This is a genomic window from Enterococcus sp. DIV1368d, assembly GCF_050542975.1.
Classification (GTDB): Bacteria; Bacillota; Bacilli; order Lactobacillales; family Enterococcaceae; genus Enterococcus_D; species Enterococcus_D casseliflavus.
Genome location: NZ_CP172939.1, coordinates 2391186 through 2411976 on the forward strand (window position 1 = coordinate 2391186; position 20791 = coordinate 2411976).

The following is a 20791-nucleotide window of genomic DNA, read 5'->3' on the forward strand; positions in this document are numbered from 1 at the left end:
AACACCTAAGAACGGATCTTAGGTGCAATCATCTTAAGAAATCGTATGGGCAAAGCTGACACTTGGATCAGCATTCAATGAAAGATCTGCTAAGCGCTGCTTTTTCAACGCAACATGGGCATAGGCACCAATCATGGCCGCATTATCTCCGCAAAGACGCAACGGTGGAATCAACAATTCCACTTCCGGCAATTCCTGCATCGCTTTTTGTAAAGCGTCACGCAAGCCTTGATTCGCCGCGACTCCCCCAGCAACGATCAGCTGGTTTACAGGATAAGCTTGGCACGCCCGCAACGTTTTGTGAACCAATACTTCGACAACGCTGGCTTGGAAACTAGCTGCTAGATTTTCTACTGACAAAGCTTCCTCTCTTTGCTGTGCATTATGCACAAAATTGATAAAGGAACTCTTTAAGCCGCTGAAACTAAAATCAAAATTATCTTCTTGTATCATTGCTCGAGGAAAGTGATACGTATCACTGCCTTGATGCGCAAGGCGATCAATTTCTTTCCCACTAGGATAAGGCAACCCCAGAACACGACCGACTTTGTCATAGGCTTCACCAGCGGCATCATCTCTCGTTTCACCGATGATCTCAAAAGAGCCATCTTCTGCCATATACACCAATTCGGTGTGGCCACCGCTGACCAATAATGCCATTAAAGGAAAAACCAATGGCTTCACTAGGCGAGCTGCATAAATATGTCCTGCCATGTGATTGACCGGAATCAACGGTAAGCTGTGGGCCCACGCAAAGGCTTTTGCTGCAGAAAGCCCAATCAACAGTGCCCCAACCAACCCTGGACCATAGGTAACAGCAACAGCTGACAACTCTTCAGGTTGGGTGTCGGCCTGTGTCAATGCTTCCTCGATGCATAAAGTAATCTGTTCGACATGGTGACGACTAGCGACTTCTGGTACGACACCGCCGAAGCGTTGGTGGCTCTTGATCTGCGAAGCAACAATGTTACTTAAAATGGTGTCGCCGTTTTTAATCACTGCCACACTGGTTTCATCACAACTGCTTTCAATGGCTAAAATCAATTCATTCATTTGATTTTTGTCCGCCTACTTTCTTTTCCATAATCAACGCATCCTCTTCTGGATGACTGTAATATTTTTTTCTACGACCGATGACTGTATAGCCCATACGTAAATAAAGAGCTTGTGCTTGCAAATTCGACACACGCACTTCAAGATAGATGCGCCGACCATCGGTTTGTTCCACGAGCGATTCCATTTGTTTCAACAATTCTTTCGCCAAACCACGACCTTGATACGCTGGTAAAACCGCTACATTAAACAGCTCTGCTTCATCCAGCACTTGCTGAAAACAGAGAAACCCAATCAGCTCTTGGTTGGTTTTTCCATAACGGAACAAATAGCGACTGTTGCTGTTTTGCAAATCTTGTTGAAATTGCTGCACATTCCAAGGTGAGCCAAATGGATAGCTCTGATCTGCCAATGACCAGAGCATTTGCGGTGTCGGGATCGTTTGCTCTACTTGTTCGTTAGTCATTTAAAAATTTCACCATATCCAATGCGTCTTCATTGCCTTCGGTGTAGTACGCCGTTTTGATCGCCTGTGAAACAAACCCGAGGGTCCGATACAAGCGTTGCGCATCACGATTGCCCAGGCGCACTTCTAATGTCAAACGGTCGCATTTGTTTTTCCTTGCATAACGTTCGATTTCTCCTAGCAAGAAAGAACCGATCCCTTTTCCTTGATAATCAGGAATGATCGCGATATTGGTGATATGGGCATCAGCGCCTAAAATCCGCACCCCGATAAACCCAATCATCCGCTCATTATGCAAGATGCCCAAATAAAGATGTTTGACCCGTGAATAAAGCTCTGACAAAAAGGCGCTCTTGGTCCAAGGCAGTTCCCCAGCATACACGAGACGCTCCACCTGCAGCAGCTCTTTAATGTCATCTCCGACTAATTCACGAACAACGTACGTTTCCCCTCGTATCTCTTTTTTACGCTCTGGGTATTGAATCTGACGGAAAAGAGCCAGCTTTCCCGTCATCGTTTTAAATTTTTTCAACATAGGCATCCACTCCCGGTTCATGCGAGGCTAACCATTTTTCTTCGGCTTCAACTAATTTTAAATAGTCTGGTACAAAATCATGGATCGAAGCGACCGGAGCTTCTTCTTTCGCAATAGCAGCTAAAACAACGCCATTCGGGTAATTCCATAACGACACTTGATTGATATGGGCTGTCGGCAGTTCCGCCTCGATCATGTCTTTAAATTTGATGGTATCGGCGCCGACAAATAGCACTTCTTGACCATCGACTGCTTTTAGCTGGGCCAATAACTCAGACAGTGAGATATGCTGGTCTTTGATCCTTGTTTGTAAGGTCCCATTATGCCATTGGTAGGCACCTGTGTAGACATTTTGACGGCGAGCGTCAAACAACGGGACGATCACTTGAGATACGCCCACGCAATTGGCAGCGACTGCTTTCAAACTGGAAACACCAATCAGCGGGATGTTCAATGTTTGCGCCAGCGTTTTTGCTGTTGTGACGCCGATTCGCAAACCCGTATACGAACCAGGACCTTTCGCAACAACGATTTGTTCCAGCTCTTTAGGTGCCATCCCCACCGCTTGCATCAATCCATCAATGGCAGGCATCAATGCTGTGCTGTGGTTTTTGATCGCCATCGTCTGGCTTTGTCCCAACACTTCTTGACCATCGACCACCGCAACCGCCAGTGTCTGGTTTGAGGTATCAATCGCTAATGTTTTCATCTATCTTCTCCCCATTCAAAAAACTCTCTCATATTCTACCATATTCTAATCAAATGCCCAACCAAGTCTCCCAAAAGATGCCTGCGTTTAGAAAAAAAGCAATAGGACAACAATACCCGAACCTTTGAAAAAAGCAAGCACGGCTGCAGCTGCAAACCGACGAGGCTGTTTAAAGGTTCGGGTAAGACGATAGTCATTTTTTTGTTATTCTATTAAAACTCAGTTGACGTGTGTAACGACATCCTTCGGTGATTCAACTGGTTGCTAGGAGGATTGGCGCGTGATCAGTTCCGTTGCGATTGTAACTTTGCGAGGAACGGGGGCTGCATTCGTAATGATATCCAGCAAGGTCGTCACTGCCAGCTCCCCCAGCCATTCCGTATGAACTTTGATGGTTGACAGAGTGGGAAAGACGTACTTTGCAACACTGACATCGTTGAAGCCGATAATTGCGATCTCCTCAGGAATCTTGATGTTTTTTTCTTGCAAAGCACGCATAGCGCCAATCGCTAAGGCATCACTGGAAGCAAATAAAGCACTTGGCAACTCTTTGTTTTGCTGCAAATACTCTTTCATCGCCTCATAACCGCCCTCTACTGTAAACGGTGCGCTGAGGTGATATTGCGGGTGGTGCAGCTTCAACCGACGGAGCCGTTCCTCAAAAATTCGGCGCCGAGGGTCTTCGATTTCTTGGTGATGATCCTTGGTAAACTCAACGCCTGATAACAAGCCGATCCTTTGGTGGCCTTTTGCAATAAAGTCATCGATCACTAAATCCACCGCTTGTTGAAAGTCCACCACCAGAGAATTGACGCCCTGAGCCAATGCGTCAAAATCGACCATCAACAAATTGGCTTGGCTTTTTTTCAATTGTCGAATCTGGTGATCATCAAATTTCCCTAGTGCAATCGTTCCATCGACTGCGGTATCAGTCAATCCTTCGTAGGGTTCTTTCAGCAAACGAATCCCTAATTCTTCGGTTTTGTTTTCAATCCCGATACGGATCGCTAAATAGTAAAGATCTGCTAATTCTTCCTCGGTATCAAACCATTGGATCAAGCGCATACTACTGGTTTCTGGCTGACTCTTTTTTTTATGTTTTGTGTAATTGAGTGCTTCTGCGGCTTTAAAAATTTTCTCTTTGGTTTCAGAACTGACCGATAATTCTGAATCGTAATTCAGCACCCGTGATACAGTGGCTGGCGAGACGCCAGCCTGTTGTGCAATATCTTTAATCGTTGCCATCTTCCAGCCTCCTTTTTTTGCGGGGAACTTTTTTATAAAGTAGCTATAAAGCGAGCAAAGGCCGCTTGCCCTGTCTGGTCTCGCTTGAAGACGCCTGCATGCGTCAATACTTGTGTAAAGACTTCCCCTAATGCATTACGTAAAATCTGCGACACGTTATCGGCATTGCATTCTGGGTGCTGGGCTTTGATCGCATCTGCCCAAGGAATATGGTATGCCGCGATCTGATTGGGCTGATCCAATAGATAAGCAGTCACTTCTTCAAGTTCCGGAGCTAAACGCGGCGGGAGAACTGCCAAGCCCATGACTTCAATCAATCCGATATTTTCTTTTTTGATATGCTGCACTTCTTGATGCGGATGAAAAATGCCGTCAGGATGTTCTTTGGAAACATTATTATCCCGCAAGACTAAGTCCATTTCAAACAGCTCTCCTTGCTTGCGTGCGATCGGTGTCACCGTATGATGAGGCGTTCCATCTTCTGAAAAGGCATTGATCGAAACACTTGGATCTGAGTACTGTTGCCATTGGGCTAACACATATTGGCAAGCAGCGGCTAATTTTTGTTTGTTTTTCGCTTGTAGTCGTATCACCGACATTGGCCACTTCACGATCCCCGCAGCGACATCAGGAAAACCAGTTAAAGAAAAGCGTTGCTCGATCGGCGCTTTTGCCATGGCAAACGTGTGCCGTCCTCCTTGATAATGGTCATGAGACAAGATCGAACCCCCAACGATCGGCAGATCGGCATTGGACCCGACAAAATAATGCGGCATCACTTCAATGATCTGCAACAAGCGAGCGAAGGTTTGCAAATTGATTTTCATAGGACGATGGTCTAAAGAGAGAAAAATCGAATGCTCATTGTAGTAGGCATAGGGCGAATATTGAAAGCCCCATGCTTCATTATCCAAATTCATACGGATGATCCGATGGTTGGTCCGTGCTGGATAATTGACTCGTCCTTGGTAGCCTTCATTTTCCAAACACAACATACATTTCGGATAATCTACAGAAGCAGCAGCTCCTTCTTTCGCTATTTGCTTGGGATCTTTTTCAGGTTTTGATAAATTGATCGTGATCTCGATCTCCCCATATTCGGTATCAACTGGGAACACGATATTCTTTGCGATGGCCCGAGTCTTGATGTAATCATTTTGACGGCACAGCTCAAAGAAATAATCCGTCGCTTCTTTAGGATCATTGGCATAATGCTGCGCAAAAAAAGCATTGACTACTGAAGGCGGTGGCGTCAAAAAGTCCATCAACTGTGCTTCAAAGATTTCTCTTTCTGCGTGAGAATCGCCAATTTGCTGATTGCTCAAAGCGCATGCCACCAGCTCGTCCATCAAATCAATGGAGGAACGAGCAACAGAACGAATTTCGCTGGGCTCAAAAACAGCTTCCCCGATCATGGCTAGTACCCGGTTTTGCAAATAAATACGATCCATTTCCATCCAGCCGCCAGCCTTGATTGCTAAAGTGACGAAATCGCTGATTGTTTGGCTGATCGTCATTGGTTATTCCTCCTGCCCTTGATACCCATTTGGATGGCTGACATGCCAATTCCAAGCAGTCTCGATGATTGCTTCGACGTCGGTATAGACTGGTTTCCAGCCTAAAACCTTTCGTGCTTTTTCACTCGATGCCACTAAGGTACTTGGATCACCGGCACGGCGAGGCGCCACTCTGGCTGGGATCTCTTTTTTCGTTACATTGCGAGCAGCTTCCACCATTTCTTTCACAGAGTACCCATGATTGCTGCCTAGATTGAAGACATTGCTCTCATTGCCTTTTTGTAAATATTCTAATGCCAACAGGTGAGCAGCGATCAGATCTTCAACATGGACATAATCGCGGACACAAGTACCATCTGGAGTATCGTAATCCTCCCCAAAAATCGCTACCTCTTTGCGTTGTCCTAAAGCAGCTTGCAAGATGATCGGTACTAAGTGTGTTTCTGGATCATGGTCTTCACCGATCGAAGCATCCGACTTCGCGCCAGCCACATTGAAATAACGCAATGCGACATACTTCATTCCATAAGCTTCATCGCACCAACGCATCATTTTTTCCATGATCAACTTGCTTTCGCCATATGGATTTTTAGGATTTGTTGGGGTTTCTTCCGTGATTGGACTATGGTCAGGTTCCCCATAAGTTGCTGCTGTAGAGGAAAAGACGATATGTTTCACTTGATGTTCCTTCATCACTTCTAAGAGGACCTGCATCCCATACACATTATTGTTGAAATACTTCAATGGTTTTTCCACAGATTCTCCCACCAAAGAGCTGGCAGCAAAGTGAATCACGCCATCGATCGTTTCTTTTTCAAATACCGATTGTAAAAATGCTTTGTCGCGAATATCTCCTTCATAAAAGGTTGCTGCTGGATGGATCGCTTGGCGATGTCCTGTCAGCAAATTGTCAACGGCAACCACTTGTTTTCCTTGTTCGATCAATTGATCGACTGCATGAGAACCGATATAGCCGGCTCCTCCTAATACTAAAATCGCCATATTTTCAGCCTTCTTTCTTCATTCCTTCATCGTTTCTTATTCTACAGTTTTCGTGCACCATCATCAATACTTGCTTGATAAATGTCGGTTGCGTAGCCGATTTCTGCTAAATAGGCTGCTTTGACTGACGCTTCGAAATCAGCCCATTCACTTGCTTTGACCAATGCGATCCCGCAACCGCCAAAGCCCGCACCCGTCATCCGCGCACCTAGAACAGCAGGGTGCGCTTGAGCGGCTGCGACTAGTGTATCTAGTTCATGCCCTGTCACTTCATAATCATCTCGCAATGAAGCATGGGAGGCATTTAATAACTGGCCGAATTCTTCAAGATCACCAGCAGTCAAAGCAGCTTTTGCTTTCAATGTCCGTTGGTTTTCCGTCACCGCATGTTTCGCCCGTTTGATCAAGCGTGGATCATCGATCAATGCTGTATTTGCAAAAAAGGTTGCTTCGTCTAATGCGCCCAATGAATCAATGGCTAATGATTTTTGCAAACGAGCCAATGCTTCTTCACATTCTGCACGTCGTTCATTGTATTTAGAATCAGCCAATTCGCGTCGCTTATTGGTATTCATGATCGCTACGACATAATCGCCAAATGCCGCTGGTACGACTTCATAATTTAACGTGTTCGTATCTAAAAGCAGTGCATGGTCTTTTTGACCCATTCCGATCGCAAATTGATCCATGATCCCTGAGTTAACGCCAATAAACTCATTTTCGACTTTTTTGCCAATTTTAACTAAGTCCAAGGTCGTCAGGGTTAAATCAAAGAGATCTTTTAGACAAACCCCCGTCAGCAATTCAATCGATGCCGAAGAAGAAAGACCTGCGCCATTCGGAATGTTGCCATAAAAAGCGATGTCAAAGCCTCGATCGATCACTTGCCCCGCTTCTTTTAGGAAACGAACGACTCCTTTCGGATAGTTTGTCCAATCATCTTCTTTTCGGTAATCCAGCTCATCTAACGAAAAGGAGATCACGCCTTTTTCTGGAAAGTTCTCTGAATAGAGTTGGATCAACTGGTCTTCACGTTTTCGCGCTACTGCATACGTCCCTAATGTGATCGCCGCCGGGAAAACATAACCGCCATTGTAATCCGTGTGTTCACCGATCAAGTTGATTCTCCCTGGTGCAAAATACATGCCTGTGCCTTCTGTTCCAAATTTATCAATAAATATCTGTTGCAATTGCTCCATTTCTCTCACTCCCACTTTCTTTTTAGTAAACTTATTGTAAAATATTTACTAAATTATTTCAAGCGTTTTCAATCCCAAAAGTGATTTTTTTTGATATTTTTTCCGTTTTCATTCATAATGAACCTATAACTAAAGGCGAGGTGTTTAATGATGAAACGATTTCTTTCAGGATTTTTAGTAGGAACAGTCGCAACGGTTGCTGCAGCTGCAAGTGTTGTTATGACGGTCAAGAAACAAGTGATTGATCCAATTGATGAACAACAAGCGGATCATGATGAAAAACGGAAACGTGCGATGCGTAAAAGCGTTGCCCGTTAATCATTTGCTACAAAAGAGCCGTCAGCCTTCAATAGGCTGGCGGCTCTTTTAGGTAATCATTCTTCCTTCTCCAGTAAGTCCTGCAAAATCACGGCTTGATTTTGTTCTTCATTTTTCGCTCCGTATAGTAAGGTAACGGTCTCTTGTTCAGCAACCAACGCGTTTAACTGTGCCAAGGCATCTTTAGCGGGCGCTTTCTCTAATTCTTGTAGATAGCGGTCTTTAAACGCATCAAAACGTTCAGGATCATGCCCAAACCATTTGCGCAATTCAGTACTTGGTGCGACTGCTTTGAGCCATAGATCGATCTGAGCTGTTTCCTTTTTCATCCCTCTAGGCCAGATGCGATCCACCAATACCCGATAGCCATCTGTCGTTTCCGCCGCTTCATAAATTCTTTTTCGCTTGATCAACGCACACTCTCCTTATTGATAGACCTAAGTTCAAATAAAGGCAAAAGCCCACAATGTAAATTGAACAATGACTTACTTGAAACACTCCGTTTGGTGTTTCGTCACTCATTCAAATTTGCTTGTGTTCTTTTGCCTTGAGTTCTCTGTTTTATAAACTATTTTTCTTTTTCGTCTTGCCGCTCCAGCCTTCATATCCTTCTTTTAGGATATAGACATTGGTAAAGCCTTCTTTACGTAATTTATTCGCTGCGCGAATACTCAACGATTTACGCGTGTCATATAAGTAGATCGGTTGATCTTTACGAAATGCGCTGAAGGAATTGGTTAAAACAGTAAAGGGAATATTACGCGCCCCTAAAATATGTCCACTGTCAAACTCATTTTTTTCCCGAACATCGATCACTTGGGCTTTCTTCATTCCTGCTTTGAATTCATCTTCTGAGATGATCGTTGCTGAACGGCGTCCCATGATTTGAAAATACGCCCAGTTCAAAGCGATTGCTAAGATGATTAATCCCAAAACCAAGTTTAGCCACATAATTGGTGTCATTTCTTCTATTCCTCTCTATTGTAACAATCATTCTTTTTTTGATTTATGCTGCTTGAATGTATCATTGCCTAGCAGCTTGGCATCTAAGCTTTTGCTGCAAATTGCAAAGCTAATGATGCTGCCCCGATCACACCGGCATCATTCCCAAGTTCTGCCAATTTGATTTCGGTACTTTCCGTTACCTGTGGGAAGGTAAACTGAGCAAAGTAGGCAGCAACCCGTTCACGTAAAAATTCACCGGCTGCTGATACGCCTCCACCTAAAACGATACTTGATGGATTTAATGTGTTTCCTAAATTTCCGCATGCCAACCCAAGGTAGAAGCACACTTTATCAACGACCATCAAGCCAAATGGATCGTTTGCTTGAGCCGCTTCAAAAATATCTTTACTTGAAACATCTTCCCCATTGTCCAGCTGCTGTTTCAATGCCGAATCGCCAGCATATTCTTCTGCCAACTGTCGAGCAACTCGCACAACACCCGTCGCACTAGAAACCGTTTCTAAACAACCACGTTTGCCGCAAGTACATTCAAACCCTTCAGGATCAACAGTGATATGACCGATTTCTCCAGCACAACCCGCAACCCCATGAAGCAATTGCCCTTCCATGATGATACCACCGCCAACACCTGTACCTAGTGTGATAAAGATGACATCAGGATTGTTATCCCCTGCCCCTTTCCAGCGCTCACCTAAAGCTGCTACATTGGCATCGTTATCGATGGCAAAGGGGATTTTTGTGCCTTTTTCAATCAGTTCTTTGACTGGCTGAAGTGTTTTCCAGTTCAGATTGTAGGCACCGATGACGGTTCCTTTGTCACGATCGACACTTCCTGGTGTCCCCATACCAATACCGATAAATGCTTCTGGCTGTAAGCCATATAATTCTAGGCGATGATTGATCGATGCCACGATTTCTGGCACAATATGTGAGCCTTCATCAAGAATATTGGTGTCAATACTCCATTTTTGCTGAATCTCGCCTTCGCTCGTTAAAATAGCGAATTTCACCGTTGTTCCGCCTAAATCAATTCCGATGATTTTTTTGTCCATCACTTGTTTTCCTCCCGGCTTTCTTCAATTCGATGCTCCCGCGTAAGAATTCGCCGGGCAGTCAGATATACATCCCGATCTATCAAGCGACTGTCATAAAAGTTTTTCAGCTCGATTTGCATCAGTTCTATATCGTAGATCCGCTTGCCGACATATACGTAAACACCAAATTGTTTCAGTAATTGTTGTACGTCATATAACGTTTCCATTTAACCACTTCCTGCTTATTATACAAGTAATTAATATTTTTTAAAACCATATATCACAAAAATAGCCAATAAGAAAACAAAGAGTACGCCAGAGAGGATTCTGGTGTGTATCGAATATTTTCCATAGTTCTTTGGCAATGCCAAAAGATTCCCTAACAATAACCCGCCGAGGATCCCCCCAATGTGTCCCCACATATCGATCGTTTGATCAAACACCCCAAAAACCAGATTCAATCCAACGAATAGGGCAAATTGCCGTACCATTGCTTGGATGCGGTAATCATTTCTAAAATGCCAACCTAAAATCAAAAATGCCCCGAAAAGTCCGAATAAAGAAGTACTCGCGCCTGCTGATTGAACCCCTATTTGGTTGAAGGCAAAACTCATGGTATTGCCCATGATGCCGCTTAGCAAATACAAGGCAAAAAAACGGCTATGACCATAGATGGCTTCTACTTGCTGCCCCATATAATACAGAATCACAGAATTGATCGCAAAATGAGCCAAACCGAAATGTAGAAAGATCGGGGTAACGAAACGCCAATATTCATTTAAATAAACGACAAACGGACCAAACATCACCCCGCCTGATTGAATAGAGGGACTAAAATAACCTAAGATAAACACAATTGTTTGGATAGCTAAAAACAGATACGTGAAGACCGGCTGATTCAGCCATCTTTTCATTTGAGAATTCATTGACGTGCTCCTTTACGTGCGAATAAGAGAATCCGTATAGATTTTATCGATTGGGATGTCGAATACATCTGGTGTCCATTGATCGTTGAATTGCTCTCCGAAGACCAAAGAAACGGTCTTGCCATCGAAAGCTGACAAGAAACGATCATAATAGCCACCGCCAAAGCCGATGCGATAGCCGTTTTTAGAAAACGCCAAACCGGGAACAATCAGCAAATCCAAGTGATGGGCTTCTTGCTCACTGATCGGCTCTTCAACTCCAAATGCCGACGCTTCATAACGTGTTGTCGGCTCCACATGATAAAACTGCAATTTTTTCTGTTGTGCTTTCGGCACTGCGATTCGTTTGTTTTGTTCAAATCCTTTAGCAAAAATAGCCGCTGTATCAAATTCAAATGGCAACGAACGGATCACACCTACTGACTCAGCTGTTTGCCAAATCTGAGAAGAAAACAGCAACTGCAAAATCAGCGTTTCTTTCTGCTGCTTTTGTTTGATTGGCATTTGTTTTAATGTTTGGATCATGTGCTCTCTAATGACTGGTTTTTCCATTGGATCACTCCTCTCAGAAATAGTACCAAAAACTGTGTCCAAATAGCAAACTAGAATCGCAGATTTCTTGACAAGATCATGACTAGTTGCTCATCCTTCTTTACGTCGGATCAGCAAAAAGACAAAGTACGGTGCCCCCACGATAGAAATGATGATACCAGCTGGGATCTCGCCGCTTGTCAATAGCAAACGACCGATCGTATCACTGACTAAGACTAGCAGACTGCCAATCATTCCCGCTAAGAAAAAGGCACTGCGAGATTCTCTGCCGATGAGTCCCTTAGCGATATGAGGCGCCAATAAGCCCACAAAGGCTAAGTTACCAGTATAGCCAACCGTACTGGCAGCTAAACCAACCGCGATCACTAAAAACCACGTCCGCAAACGGGTCAAAGAAACCCCTAAGCTAATTGCCTGCTCCTCGCCAAAGCCAAGTAAGTTAAGCCTTGGTACGGTCCAGAAAGCTGCGGCAGACAATACGATGACCCAAGGAAGCAGACTGGTGATTTGCTGCCAAGAAGTTCCCCAAATCGAACCAGAAAGCCACGCTGTTACAAAGCGATAGCGGTCTTTTGATAATTCCACCGTAAAGAGTAAGGTAGCCGCCGCCAGCCCTGCATTGACGGCGATTCCCGCCAGCAGTACTCGCTCCATCGATAACAATTGGCGGTGCTTATAGGCAATCAAATAGACCAGTACAGCAGCTAATAAACCACCGATGATCCCAACGACAGGTAAAAGCTGCGATCCTTGGGTATAAAAACCTAAGTAGATCATCACAAAGAGCCCTGCCCCATTGTTGATTCCTACGATACTTGCATCAGCCAACTCATTTCTCGTCACTCCTTGCAAGACAAACCCAGAAAAACCAAAGGCACCACCAGCGATCAGCGCTAGACAAGCCCGTGGTAGTCGAAACTCAGTAAAAGTCAGTACTTGGCTCGAAGATGCCGTTCCTTGAAAGATTTCCCCTAATGCCTGAAAGGATAAAATTGTTTTTCCCACCATGACACTTCCTAAAAAAGCGACCATCAGCAGTAGGAAAAAAACAGAGAGTGTTTTTTTCATCAGCCTTCCCTCCGTATCTTGATCAATAGAAAAGGCACACCAATCAATGCCATCAGTATCCCAAAGGGTGTCTCAAAGGGCGGATTGATCAGGCGGCCAGCCAGATCAGCGGCCATCACCAGTGTTCCCCCTCCAAGAATCGTCAAAGGTAAAATCAGTTGATAGTTTTTGCCCACCATTCCCCGCACGACATGAGGAACTATTAAGCCGACAAAACTGACCGGTCCAACAAGCGAAACCGCCATTCCCGCCAAAACTACGACTAACAGTAAGGCAGATGCCCGAATCAGATGCGGGTGCTTGCCTAATGAAATGACGGTGTCATCTCCTAGCGCTAACAGATTCAACGCTTTTCCTAGACGTAGCACAAAAACGATGGCAATCAGATAGATGGGGCCCACAAAACGCAGTTGCTGCCAAGTCACATTTGCGGCACCACCGATAAACCAAAAGGCTAACTCTTGATTTAAATCAAATTGCAGTGACAGGGTCTGACTGATGGCTGAGAAAAAAGAACTTAGTGCCACACCAGCCAAAATCAAACCTGTAGGTGACATACCCAATTTGGCATAGCGAGTCAATAAAAAAAGCAGCGCAGTTGCCGCAAAGGCACCAAAAAACGAAAATAGCGCCGCTTGACTCGGTTGAATACTAGGAAATAGGATAAATGCGATCGCTAATCCCATCGCAGCCCCACTGTTGACACCTAAAAGACCGCCATCTGCCAGAGCGTTTTTCGTAATTCCCTGCATGATAGCTCCCGTAACAGCAAAACAACTTCCTACTAGAAAAGCAGCCAACACACGGGGCAATCGGATATTGCGCAAGACTTGATGCAGCTGATTCTCATAGTCAAAAGCAAAAATAGCATCCCAGATCGTTTCAAAGGAAAGGTCGGCCGCTCCTTGGGTGATCGCCAAAAAGAAACAGATAATAAAGCAGCCGCTAAAAAGCAGCAGCAACCAAGAAAACTTTTTCATGCTTGGGCTCCTAACTCATAGGTCAAGACCAATGGCTTTGTGCTATTAGGAAAGGTTCCTAACATGGCGTCGATCTCAAACAAACGCTGCAGCCACTCTTTGGTCAGCACTGTTTCTGGTGTACCAGAGACCAACAGTTCTCCACCTTTTAATGCATAAATATAATCAGAAAAACGTGAGGCATGATTCAGGTCATGAATCGACATAATGATCGTTTTTCCGTAGGTTTTATTGATTTGCTGTAATAAGAGCAAAATTTCTAATTGATGCGCTGGATCTAAAAAGGTCGTTGGTTCATCTAAAATCACGATATCCGTATCTTGCGCAAGTGCCATGGCGATCCAAACGCGCTGTTTTTGTCCCCCTGACAGCGTGCTGATCGTTTCATCTGCTAGTGCTGTCAAACCCGTTGCCTGCAAGGACCAGTCGATCGCCGCAAGATCTTGTTCCGATAAACTATTTAGTCCTTTTTGATAGGGAAAACGACCATAAGAAACAATTTCGCGAATCGTCAAGCCAATCGATGAATCGCTAACTTGTGAGAGCAGCGCAATCTTTTTCGCTACTTCTTTGGTTTTGATGTTTTGCAGATTTTGTGCATCTAAGAGGACCTCACCAGACAATGGCTGTAAAATTCGGGCAAGTGCCTTTAAAAACGTCGATTTCCCACTGCCGTTCGGACCAATCAAGCCGATGATTTTCCCTTCTGGCATCTCAATTGTTAGATTTTGCACAATTTTTTGTTTTTGATAGCCGACACTCAAGTCAACTGTTCGTAATTTCGCCATATTCGTCCCCAAAATAAATGATTGATAATGCTTATCAATTATGAATGTAATCCTACTATTCGTCAATAGTTCTAAAAAAAGGAAATAAAAAAATAAGATTGACAAAGGCGCGTTTCTTCGTGATAATAGCTATCAGCAAATGAGAACTATTCTCAATTAAAATAATAAGTGCTCAACATGTAACAAAGGAGGAAGTGTTTCTATGAAACAATGGTCAAAAAGAAGTACTTGGCTTACCCTGCTAGCTGCCTGCTCCCTTACCCTACTGGGTGCTTGCAGCACGAATAATGACTCAACGGATAGCAGTGGATCAGCCACTACTTCTTCAGAAATAGCAACAACCTTTACCGATGCGATGGGAAATGAAGTCACTGTTCCCGAAAACCCACAGCGGGTGATTGGTAGTTATTTGGAAGATTATTTGGTCGCTTTAGGGGTAACACCGGTTGCTCAATGGACCGTCGGCAATGACAGTGATCAAGCATACTTGCAAGACAAACTGGCGGAGGTTCCAAGGATCAACTACGATCTGCCCTTTGAAGATGTCTTGAGCTTTGAGCCAGACCTGCTGCTGATGGATAGCAATTCCATGGTGGAAGGCGACAAATATGATCAATACAGTAAAATCGCGCCGACCTATGTGGTCACAAATGGCGAGGACGTGACTTGGCGGGAACGTCTGACAGATATTGCAAAGGTGTTACACAAAGAAGAGCAAGCTGCCCAAGTAGAAGCTGATTATGATGACTTAGTCGCTGCTACCAAGGAAACGTACGCTGATCAAATCCAAGGCAAGTCGATCGCTGTTTTATGGGTGGTCAATAACTCTGTCTTCATGGTTTCAGAAACAAAATCAAGCGGTCAACTGCTGTATCACGAACTCGGGTTTGAAGTTCCCTCCCTTGTTTCAGAAATCAGTGAAAGTGCCACTGCTGACTGGTCTGCCGTTTCTCTGGAAAAATTGGCAGAATTGGATGCCGATTACTTGATTTTAGTGAATAGTGATAAAGGCGCTGATTTTTTCAGCGAACAAGTCTGGCAAAATCTTGATGCAGTCAAAAACAATCATTTATGGGAATTCAGTCCCGAATCAAGCTGGCTCTACAACGGTCCGATCGCCTATACCAAAATGATCGAAGATATCCAGAGCAAATTGGACTAATGCGTTTCAAGTAATTCGTCAAGTAAAACTACTTAACGAATTTCAGGAAAAAGCTAGCATTCCCGCACAAAACATGCTATTATATTTTAGTCTGAGAGATTTCTTAGAGGATTCTTGTATCGTTAGGGGGGAAAATCATGCGCGTAAACATCACATTAGAGTGCACTTCTTGTAAAGAACGCAACTACTTATCAAACAAAAACAAACGTAACAATCCTGATCGTTTGGAAAAGAAAAAATATTGCCCACGTGAAAGAAAAGTTACTTTACACCGCGAAACAAAATAATGCTATTTAAGAAGTTCGCAAACGCTGATAACCAAGGCGTTTGCGAACTTCTTTTTTTTGTAAAAACTAGCTTTGAGGTGATAGTTTTGAATCGAACTCCCCTTCTATTAGCCCTTGTTCTTTCAAACTTAGATAGTAATTGCACCGTCTCCTTGATTGCTCTTTGTTTTAGCTGCTTCTTCACTTCTCTTCTTTGGACTTTTAGGCCATTTCTTTGTAAAGTCACAAAAATAAATTTTAATGTATAATGTATAGAAAAAAGGAGAAATTAAATGTTTAACAAAGAAGAAAAAGAGTTTCGTTGCAACCATTGCAAAAAAGTGATCGACACAGGGGAAGTCGTTTGGACAAAATGGCCGTTTCCGCCGAAAGCTTCTGCTTACCAACTAAAACCCAGAAAAGAATTAGCACTGATAAACGCGCCGATCCTTTGCCTAAATTGCTCAGAAAAGCTTCTCCTGGAACACCTCGAATAACTATTCTTTTCATCGTTTTATTGTCTCTCTTTGTCCATCATAAAAAAAGCAGGCAGTAGCCAAATTCACTTAGTGAATGCACTGCTGCTTTTTTTCTGGCGGAAGAATAAGGCGAACCCATGAGCAACCACAAAAGTTTCAGGGGCGATTAGCGGCAGCTTTATTTTCCGAAATTTTTTGCAGTATCTCTCCCGCGATTATGCGCGAGATGATTTTGGCAATAACCATAATATGAAGCCGCTCTCTCCCGTTGCCGCCTTTTCTGTATACTTTGATCTCCGATCGACCCTTTCATGCTATACTGCCTATAGGAGGTGAACCCATGCTTGGCAATTTTACGTATCTACCTAGTAACTATCGTCTGTTTTATGGCGCTTTTCTTTTTGCACTTATTGGAAATATGATTTTCATTTTCATCAAACACCCTGCTTGGACCTTTAGCCTACCGACGGTGATTGTCCTCTTCTTAATAAATGTCTTCTTTTGGACAAAATACAAGAAGAAACTTATTCCTTGCGCAACAGATGCACTGTTTTATGTTCTGCTCTTCCTCTTGGTATTTCACAATCACTAATATAATGCTTATTTTGATACTGATTGTTTCTCTTTCCCCTATTTCGTCATAACAAAGGAGTGTTGATGCGATGGAGATTTCCCATATCACGTTGCTCGTACAGAATTTAGCAAAGACGACAACGATGCTGGAAACATTGTTTGAAGCAGAGGAAATTTATGATAGCCGAGACCAGCCCCATTCTTACTTCCCAGAAAAATTCTTTTTGATCGATGGCTTATGGCTTGCTGTTATGGAGGATGCCTCCCAAAAGCTGCCGAAAACGTATAACCATATTGCCTTTAAAATCGATCAATCTCAAATCGATTCCTTGATTACGCGCATCCAAGGACTAGGATTGAAGATCGAAAAAGATCGTTCTCGCATCAAAGGCGAAGGTGCTTCTATTTATTTTTATGACGATGACAACCATTTGTTTGAACTACACACTGGTACGTTGGCTGAACGGTTGCACCATTACCGTCTGACAGAAACAAGGTGATCATCATTACTAGCAACTGCATTGACTGTTATGCAAAGAACACCCACATGAAAGGAAGAAAACAATGAAACTAGATATGGTCGGTATTATCACAAAAAACATGGAACAGGCACTGGCTTTTTATCAAGTACTTGGCTTCACGCCATTAGGTCAGCACTCAGAAGATTATATGGAATTAGCAAACGACGGGGTTCGCATCTCCTTGAATAGCCGCAAGATGGTTGCTGGGATCTACGGACATGCACCAATGACTGTGGGTGATACGATTGAATTAGCCTTTTTATGTGATTCTCCTGAAGAAGTTGATGCCCTTCATGCAAAAGTCGTTGCTGCCGGGTATCAGTCTTTCATAGAACCTTGGTCTGCCTTTTGGGGGCAACGCTATGCCATTGTCAAAGACATAGACGGCAATCTCTTAAGTTTGTTTGCAACCCTACCTGCCGAAAATTGATTTAAGCTACGACAGTCGGTCCAATGGAGCGGCTGTTTTTTTATCCGTTTTTCGGGTAAAAAGACAAAATCCCGTATTTATGTCCAATCGAATTCTGATAATCTGAAATGAATGTATTCCTTATAAACCAACATTTCCCATCATTATAAAATAAAAATAATCTCTCTATAAAAAAACAAATCCCCCTCATCCACTCCTGTTCGCTTGACAAAAAAGAACAAACGTTCGTATAATCTCGGTAAGGAGTGATAAAAATGGGTGGTTTTAATTATGCGCTCGAGCCAAAACGCGATATCTTATTTATAGATGTCAAAAGTTTTTATGCTTCTGTCGAATGCATCTCTCGCGGGTTAGATCCTATCCAAGCGATGCTGGTCGTCATGTCACATTCTGACAATACTGGTAACGGCTTAGTCTTAGCAGCTTCCCCAAAGGCAAAATCGGTATTGGGGATTTCAAATGTGACTCGCAATGACAACCTGCCGACACATCCCGATTTGTACAAAGCATCGCCGCGTATGAGTTTTTATATCAAAGAAAACACCAAAGTCAATAATGTCTTTCGCAAATATGTTGGACAAGACGACTTGCTGCTCTATTCGATCGACGAAACGATGATGGATCTGACCCGTACACTGGATCTTTTCATTCCCGATAAAACGATCTCTCGCGAAGAAAAACGTTGGTTGATTGCCCAGCAAATTCAAAAAGACATTTACGAAACAACGAAATTGTATGTCACCATCGGCATTGGCGATAATCCATTGTTAGCAAAACTAGCTTTAGATAACGAATCCAAACACAATCGTTCCTTGATCGCTGAATGGACCTATGACGATGTACCGACAAAAGTTTGGCAGATCGCCCCTATGACAGAGTTCTGGGGGATCGGTCGGCGCACAGAAAAACGACTTCACTTGATGGGGATTGAAACGATCGAACAATTGGCTCACGCCAGTCCTGATCTTTTACGCAGTCGCATGGGGATCATTGGCGAGCAGCTCTATCATCACGCCCACGGCATTGATCGCACGATTTTATCTGAACCGACACCACAAGTGATGGAAAAAAGCTACGGCAATAGCCAAGTTCTACATCGCAATTATTATTTACAAGAAGAAATCGAGATCGTCATCAAGGAAATGGCGGAGCAAGTTGCCGCTCGAATTCGCCGCCATCATTGTCAGACCGCTTGTATCAATGTTTACATCGGCGTAGCCTTTGGTGAAACTGCTTCTGGTTTTTCCCGGCAAATGAAAATCCCGCCAACTGACAATACCCGTAAACTTGTCGCTCATTGCCTATTTCTCTTTCGAAAATTTTATACCGGGCAAGTCGTTCGCCACATCGGTATTACCTATTCAAAATTGGTTTATACAGAAAATGTCCAGCTGGATCTTTTTGAGCAAGCAGAAGCGCAGTTGCGCCAGCGTAAATTAGATTTGATCATCGATAAGATTCGTGAGAAATATGGCTTCACTTCGATCGTTCACGCCACAAGCCGAATGGAAGGCGCTCGCGCCATTGCTCGCAGCAAATTAGTCGGCGGACATGCCGGTGGTCTAGATGGGATCGCTAATATAGGACCCGTCCATCAGAAAAAGGAAAAAGAACCGTTTGCTGATGGTTCGAAAAATACTGGCACTTGATTCGTTTTTCTTTCCTTTTTGCTGACAAATCTTAAGATAACATTAACAAACGGTCCATTTTTTAAAGATTTATGTAATTTCGATTCGCCCACCTCCCCCTTTGTTCTTTTCTAAGGTACTTTAATAGCAAGGAGTGTGAGCAGATGAAAATTGACAAAATCGAATACAAACGAGTCATCAACGGTGCGGGACACCTTGAGTACGATTTGCTGCAATATTTAGAAAAGAATCGGGCGACTGCTGCACAAAACCTGAAACAGTCTGAGATCGATTACCTTTTAGAAAAAGATATTCAGCATCGTATCATCCAACATGCACGTAAGAGTTTCTTTGGCGATACGATCGTTTTAAAAGATGAATATGCCGAAGATTATTTTTTATTAAAAAAGTATACGGATATGTTCCAAGAATCATTCTAAAAAAAACGCAGAACCAACTGGTTCTGCGTTTTTCTTATTCTTCGAAATGTTCTTTATAAACATCATCGACTGTCTGGTTCGGGTCGATCACGATATAAAGGCTCTTCGTTTTCTCACTGATTTTTGTTGATTGGTATACGTTATCCAATCCTTCCGTATCTTTGTCCTTATATGGGAAATACACAAGATCCGGTGTACCGTTACGGTAAAGAATTTCCATCCGTTCGATATCTTCATATTTCAACGCACGGGCAAACATCCCTAATTCAAGCCCACCTAAGTTGATGTCATGCGTTGCCACATGATCGCCTTCTTGGAATATTTCAATTTTGAACCCAGCACATGGATGAATCTCAACAAATTCGCTTCCGTGGATGCGGCCAAAACTGGTCGTGATTTGTTTGATCCACAAGTCACCGATGTAACGGCGCTCAATCGTCCATGTTTCTCCATTACGGAAATAAAATTTTAAAGCTTTCATTTCTCTAGCCATGACAAAACGCTCCTTTTTATTAGTAATACACTTTAATTCTAACACATAGTCGCCATCGGGACACAAATTAACTTTGTTTTTCGTTGACTTTTTTCATGAACCGAGAGATTTCCACTGCCGCTCGTTGATGCGTCCCATTGGCAATGATCTGTTGTTTTTCGTCTATTACCTGATAATGAAATTGGAGCCCCTGTTCTTTTTCCCACTGTACAAGAACTGTGATCGTCGCTCCAACTGGTGAAGGCTTCAAATGATTGATCGAAAACTTTGTACCGACGGTAGTAAACCCTTTATCTAAAGTAGGCTCAAGGGCTTCCCAACAGGTGTTTTCCACCATTGCTACCAATCGTGGGGTTGCTAAAACGTCTAATCCCCCAGAACCCAAAACAGCCGCAGTGTCTTGCTGTCCCACGATAAATTCTTTTTTGCTTTCCATTTTTC

General features: G+C 43.5%; 28 protein-coding genes. 9 read left to right on the forward strand and 19 right to left on the reverse strand.

Translation table 11 applies throughout. The features are described from left to right. Nucleotides 1-33 precede the first annotated feature (33 nt). The 8 genes from tsaD to IGJ44_RS11110 all read right to left on the reverse strand — a co-directional run bounded on the left by tsaD (nt 34) and on the right by IGJ44_RS11110 (nt 7726). Nucleotides 34-1053 (reverse strand): tRNA (adenosine(37)-N6)-threonylcarbamoyltransferase complex transferase subunit TsaD, encoded by a 1020-nt coding sequence (gene tsaD, locus IGJ44_RS11075; protein WP_074536775.1) that lies wholly within the window; start codon nt 1051-1053, stop codon nt 34-36. Beyond that, nucleotides 1046-1519 carry a ribosomal protein S18-alanine N-acetyltransferase gene (gene rimI / locus IGJ44_RS11080; RefSeq protein WP_074536776.1) on the reverse strand — a complete coding sequence of 158 codons (474 nt, stop codon included), beginning with the start codon at nt 1517-1519 and terminating at the stop codon, nt 1046-1048. Before rimI (IGJ44_RS11080) ends, tsaD begins: the two co-directional genes overlap by 8 nt. Continuing rightward, nucleotides 1512-2054: a ribosomal protein S18-alanine N-acetyltransferase gene (gene rimI / locus IGJ44_RS11085; protein WP_005237007.1), complete on the reverse strand. Its 543-nt coding sequence runs from the start codon at nt 2052-2054 to the stop codon at nt 1512-1514. Before rimI (IGJ44_RS11085) ends, rimI (IGJ44_RS11080) begins: the two co-directional genes overlap by 8 nt. Then, entirely contained in the window at nt 2038-2763 is a 726-nt protein-coding gene (tsaB, locus tag IGJ44_RS11090) for a tRNA (adenosine(37)-N6)-threonylcarbamoyltransferase complex dimerization subunit type 1 TsaB (protein WP_074536777.1), read from the reverse strand. The genes rimI (IGJ44_RS11085) and tsaB overlap by 17 nt, the downstream gene beginning before the upstream one ends. 264 nt (nt 2764-3027) lie before the next feature. After that, nucleotides 3028-4008, reverse strand: a complete 981-nt coding sequence (locus tag IGJ44_RS11095; RefSeq protein ID WP_005229404.1) for a LacI family DNA-binding transcriptional regulator — start codon at nt 4006-4008, stop codon at nt 3028-3030. 32 nt (nt 4009-4040) lie between these two features. Next, complete coding sequence (gene galT / locus IGJ44_RS11100) at nt 4041-5525, reverse strand: UDP-glucose--hexose-1-phosphate uridylyltransferase (protein ID WP_074536663.1); 1485 nt, start codon at nt 5523-5525, stop codon at nt 4041-4043. Between the two features lie 3 nt (nt 5526-5528). Continuing rightward, nucleotides 5529-6527: a UDP-glucose 4-epimerase GalE gene (gene galE / locus IGJ44_RS11105; protein WP_074536664.1), complete on the reverse strand. Its 999-nt coding sequence runs from the start codon at nt 6525-6527 to the stop codon at nt 5529-5531. A gap of 41 nt (nt 6528-6568) precedes the next feature. Beyond that, a complete protein-coding gene (locus tag IGJ44_RS11110) occupies nt 6569-7726 on the reverse strand; it encodes a galactokinase (protein ID WP_010749309.1) in 1158 nt (385 codons plus the stop codon). A gap of 150 nt (nt 7727-7876) precedes the next feature. Here IGJ44_RS11110 and IGJ44_RS11115 point away from each other — a divergent pair, with 150 nt between their 5' ends. Further along, the gene (locus tag IGJ44_RS11115; protein ID WP_017144401.1) at nt 7877-8044 is read left to right on the forward strand and encodes a DUF3042 family protein; all 168 of its coding nucleotides are present in this window, start codon (nt 7877-7879) and stop codon (nt 8042-8044) included. 56 nt (nt 8045-8100) lie between these two features. Here the strand turns inward: IGJ44_RS11115 and IGJ44_RS11120 are convergent, their stop codons facing one another. The 9 genes from IGJ44_RS11120 to IGJ44_RS11160 all read right to left on the reverse strand — a co-directional run bounded on the left by IGJ44_RS11120 (nt 8101) and on the right by IGJ44_RS11160 (nt 14358). Next, nucleotides 8101-8457, reverse strand: a complete 357-nt coding sequence (locus tag IGJ44_RS11120) for a DUF488 domain-containing protein (protein WP_010749308.1) — start codon at nt 8455-8457, stop codon at nt 8101-8103. A 148-nt stretch (nt 8458-8605) separates the two neighbouring features. Further along, a complete protein-coding gene (locus tag IGJ44_RS11125) occupies nt 8606-9007 on the reverse strand; it encodes a rhodanese-like domain-containing protein (RefSeq protein ID WP_005229396.1) in 402 nt (133 codons plus the stop codon). Between the two features lie 83 nt (nt 9008-9090). Continuing rightward, nucleotides 9091-10062 carry an ROK family glucokinase gene (locus tag IGJ44_RS11130; protein ID WP_005229395.1) on the reverse strand — a complete coding sequence of 324 codons (972 nt, stop codon included), beginning with the start codon at nt 10060-10062 and terminating at the stop codon, nt 9091-9093. Continuing rightward, complete coding sequence (locus IGJ44_RS11135) at nt 10062-10271, reverse strand: YqgQ family protein (RefSeq protein ID WP_005229394.1); 210 nt, start codon at nt 10269-10271, stop codon at nt 10062-10064. Before IGJ44_RS11135 ends, IGJ44_RS11130 begins: the two co-directional genes overlap by 1 nt. Nucleotides 10272-10301: 30 nt before the next feature. Beyond that, nucleotides 10302-10970, reverse strand: a complete 669-nt coding sequence (locus tag IGJ44_RS11140) for a rhomboid family intramembrane serine protease (RefSeq protein ID WP_005229393.1) — start codon at nt 10968-10970, stop codon at nt 10302-10304. 12 nt (nt 10971-10982) lie between these two features. After that, nucleotides 10983-11522, reverse strand: coding sequence for a 5-formyltetrahydrofolate cyclo-ligase (locus IGJ44_RS11145; protein WP_010749307.1), 540 nt, complete (start codon nt 11520-11522; stop codon nt 10983-10985). 90 nt (nt 11523-11612) lie between these two features. Next, on the reverse strand, nt 11613-12590 hold the full coding sequence (locus IGJ44_RS11150; RefSeq protein WP_074536665.1) for a FecCD family ABC transporter permease: 978 nt from the start codon (nt 12588-12590) through the stop codon (nt 11613-11615). Then, nucleotides 12590-13570 (reverse strand): FecCD family ABC transporter permease, encoded by a 981-nt coding sequence (locus IGJ44_RS11155; RefSeq protein ID WP_074536666.1) that lies wholly within the window; start codon nt 13568-13570, stop codon nt 12590-12592. The genes IGJ44_RS11150 and IGJ44_RS11155 overlap by 1 nt, the downstream gene beginning before the upstream one ends. Then, a complete protein-coding gene (locus tag IGJ44_RS11160) occupies nt 13567-14358 on the reverse strand; it encodes an ABC transporter ATP-binding protein (protein WP_015510060.1) in 792 nt (263 codons plus the stop codon). The genes IGJ44_RS11155 and IGJ44_RS11160 overlap by 4 nt, the downstream gene beginning before the upstream one ends. A 202-nt stretch (nt 14359-14560) precedes the next feature. Between IGJ44_RS11160 and IGJ44_RS11165 the strand changes: the two genes are divergently transcribed. The 8 genes from IGJ44_RS11165 to IGJ44_RS11200 all read left to right on the forward strand — a co-directional run bounded on the left by IGJ44_RS11165 (nt 14561) and on the right by IGJ44_RS11200 (nt 19857). Next, complete coding sequence (locus IGJ44_RS11165) at nt 14561-15520, forward strand: ABC transporter substrate-binding protein (protein ID WP_074536667.1); 960 nt, start codon at nt 14561-14563, stop codon at nt 15518-15520. Nucleotides 15521-15657: 137 nt separating this feature from the next. Then, nucleotides 15658-15807 carry a 50S ribosomal protein L33 gene (gene rpmG / locus IGJ44_RS11170; protein ID WP_005229384.1) on the forward strand — a complete coding sequence of 50 codons (150 nt, stop codon included), beginning with the start codon at nt 15658-15660 and terminating at the stop codon, nt 15805-15807. Between the two features lie 272 nt (nt 15808-16079). Continuing rightward, complete coding sequence (locus IGJ44_RS11175) at nt 16080-16283, forward strand: hypothetical protein (RefSeq protein ID WP_074536668.1); 204 nt, start codon at nt 16080-16082, stop codon at nt 16281-16283. A gap of 322 nt (nt 16284-16605) precedes the next feature. Beyond that, nucleotides 16606-16857 carry a hypothetical protein gene (locus IGJ44_RS11180; RefSeq protein ID WP_074536669.1) on the forward strand — a complete coding sequence of 84 codons (252 nt, stop codon included), beginning with the start codon at nt 16606-16608 and terminating at the stop codon, nt 16855-16857. A 70-nt stretch (nt 16858-16927) separates the two neighbouring features. Next, a complete protein-coding gene (gene fosX, locus IGJ44_RS11185) occupies nt 16928-17338 on the forward strand; it encodes a FosX/FosE/FosI family fosfomycin resistance hydrolase (RefSeq protein ID WP_074536670.1) in 411 nt (136 codons plus the stop codon). Between the two features lie 64 nt (nt 17339-17402). Further along, nucleotides 17403-17789, forward strand: a complete 387-nt coding sequence (locus IGJ44_RS11190) for a VOC family protein (protein ID WP_074536671.1) — start codon at nt 17403-17405, stop codon at nt 17787-17789. Between the two features lie 254 nt (nt 17790-18043). Next, nucleotides 18044-19438: a Y-family DNA polymerase gene (locus tag IGJ44_RS11195; protein ID WP_074536672.1), complete on the forward strand. Its 1395-nt coding sequence runs from the start codon at nt 18044-18046 to the stop codon at nt 19436-19438. 143 nt (nt 19439-19581) lie between these two features. Then, nucleotides 19582-19857 carry a hypothetical protein gene (locus tag IGJ44_RS11200; protein ID WP_074536673.1) on the forward strand — a complete coding sequence of 92 codons (276 nt, stop codon included), beginning with the start codon at nt 19582-19584 and terminating at the stop codon, nt 19855-19857. A 34-nt stretch (nt 19858-19891) separates the two neighbouring features. Here IGJ44_RS11200 and IGJ44_RS11205 read toward each other — a convergent pair whose 3' ends face one another. Together IGJ44_RS11205 and IGJ44_RS11210 are read right to left on the reverse strand one after the other, a co-directional pair. After that, nucleotides 19892-20350 carry a hypothetical protein gene (locus tag IGJ44_RS11205; protein WP_005229368.1) on the reverse strand — a complete coding sequence of 153 codons (459 nt, stop codon included), beginning with the start codon at nt 20348-20350 and terminating at the stop codon, nt 19892-19894. A 67-nt stretch (nt 20351-20417) separates the two neighbouring features. Then, nucleotides 20418-20786: a thioesterase family protein gene (locus tag IGJ44_RS11210; RefSeq protein ID WP_074536674.1), complete on the reverse strand. Its 369-nt coding sequence runs from the start codon at nt 20784-20786 to the stop codon at nt 20418-20420. Between the last annotated feature and the right edge of the window lie 5 nt (nt 20787-20791).

Excerpts from the sequence above, each read along its gene's own strand:
- tsaD (WP_074536775.1), bottom strand. The coding sequence starts at position 1,053 with ATGAATGAATTGATTTTAGCCATTGAAAGCAGTTGTGATGAAACCAGT.
- rimI (WP_074536776.1), bottom strand. The coding sequence starts at position 1,519 with ATGACTAACGAACAAGTAGAGCAAACGATCCCGACACCGCAAATGCTC.
- rimI (WP_005237007.1), bottom strand. The coding sequence starts at position 2,054 with ATGTTGAAAAAATTTAAAACGATGACGGGAAAGCTGGCTCTTTTCCGT.
- tsaB (WP_074536777.1), bottom strand. The coding sequence starts at position 2,763 with ATGAAAACATTAGCGATTGATACCTCAAACCAGACACTGGCGGTTGCG.
- IGJ44_RS11095 (WP_005229404.1), bottom strand. The coding sequence starts at position 4,008 with ATGGCAACGATTAAAGATATTGCACAACAGGCTGGCGTCTCGCCAGCC.
- galT (WP_074536663.1), bottom strand. The coding sequence starts at position 5,525 with ATGACGATCAGCCAAACAATCAGCGATTTCGTCACTTTAGCAATCAAG.
- galE (WP_074536664.1), bottom strand. The coding sequence starts at position 6,527 with ATGGCGATTTTAGTATTAGGAGGAGCCGGCTATATCGGTTCTCATGCA.
- IGJ44_RS11110 (WP_010749309.1), bottom strand. The coding sequence starts at position 7,726 with ATGGAGCAATTGCAACAGATATTTATTGATAAATTTGGAACAGAAGGC.
- IGJ44_RS11115 (WP_017144401.1), top strand. The coding sequence starts at position 7,877 with ATGAAACGATTTCTTTCAGGATTTTTAGTAGGAACAGTCGCAACGGTT.
- IGJ44_RS11125 (WP_005229396.1), bottom strand. The coding sequence starts at position 9,007 with ATGACACCAATTATGTGGCTAAACTTGGTTTTGGGATTAATCATCTTA.
- IGJ44_RS11130 (WP_005229395.1), bottom strand. The coding sequence starts at position 10,062 with ATGGACAAAAAAATCATCGGAATTGATTTAGGCGGAACAACGGTGAAA.
- IGJ44_RS11135 (WP_005229394.1), bottom strand. The coding sequence starts at position 10,271 with ATGGAAACGTTATATGACGTACAACAATTACTGAAACAATTTGGTGTT.
- IGJ44_RS11140 (WP_005229393.1), bottom strand. The coding sequence starts at position 10,970 with ATGAATTCTCAAATGAAAAGATGGCTGAATCAGCCGGTCTTCACGTAT.
- IGJ44_RS11145 (WP_010749307.1), bottom strand. The coding sequence starts at position 11,522 with ATGGAAAAACCAGTCATTAGAGAGCACATGATCCAAACATTAAAACAA.
- IGJ44_RS11150 (WP_074536665.1), bottom strand. The coding sequence starts at position 12,590 with ATGAAAAAAACACTCTCTGTTTTTTTCCTACTGCTGATGGTCGCTTTT.
- IGJ44_RS11155 (WP_074536666.1), bottom strand. The coding sequence starts at position 13,570 with ATGAAAAAGTTTTCTTGGTTGCTGCTGCTTTTTAGCGGCTGCTTTATT.
- IGJ44_RS11160 (WP_015510060.1), bottom strand. The coding sequence starts at position 14,358 with ATGGCGAAATTACGAACAGTTGACTTGAGTGTCGGCTATCAAAAACAA.
- IGJ44_RS11165 (WP_074536667.1), top strand. The coding sequence starts at position 14,561 with ATGAAACAATGGTCAAAAAGAAGTACTTGGCTTACCCTGCTAGCTGCC.
- rpmG (WP_005229384.1), top strand. The coding sequence starts at position 15,658 with ATGCGCGTAAACATCACATTAGAGTGCACTTCTTGTAAAGAACGCAAC.
- IGJ44_RS11175 (WP_074536668.1), top strand. The coding sequence starts at position 16,080 with ATGTTTAACAAAGAAGAAAAAGAGTTTCGTTGCAACCATTGCAAAAAA.
- IGJ44_RS11180 (WP_074536669.1), top strand. The coding sequence starts at position 16,606 with ATGCTTGGCAATTTTACGTATCTACCTAGTAACTATCGTCTGTTTTAT.
- fosX (WP_074536670.1), top strand. The coding sequence starts at position 16,928 with ATGGAGATTTCCCATATCACGTTGCTCGTACAGAATTTAGCAAAGACG.
- IGJ44_RS11190 (WP_074536671.1), top strand. The coding sequence starts at position 17,403 with ATGAAACTAGATATGGTCGGTATTATCACAAAAAACATGGAACAGGCA.
- IGJ44_RS11195 (WP_074536672.1), top strand. The coding sequence starts at position 18,044 with ATGGGTGGTTTTAATTATGCGCTCGAGCCAAAACGCGATATCTTATTT.
- IGJ44_RS11200 (WP_074536673.1), top strand. The coding sequence starts at position 19,582 with ATGAAAATTGACAAAATCGAATACAAACGAGTCATCAACGGTGCGGGA.
- IGJ44_RS11205 (WP_005229368.1), bottom strand. The coding sequence starts at position 20,350 with ATGGCTAGAGAAATGAAAGCTTTAAAATTTTATTTCCGTAATGGAGAA.
- IGJ44_RS11210 (WP_074536674.1), bottom strand. The coding sequence starts at position 20,786 with ATGGAAAGCAAAAAAGAATTTATCGTGGGACAGCAAGACACTGCGGCT.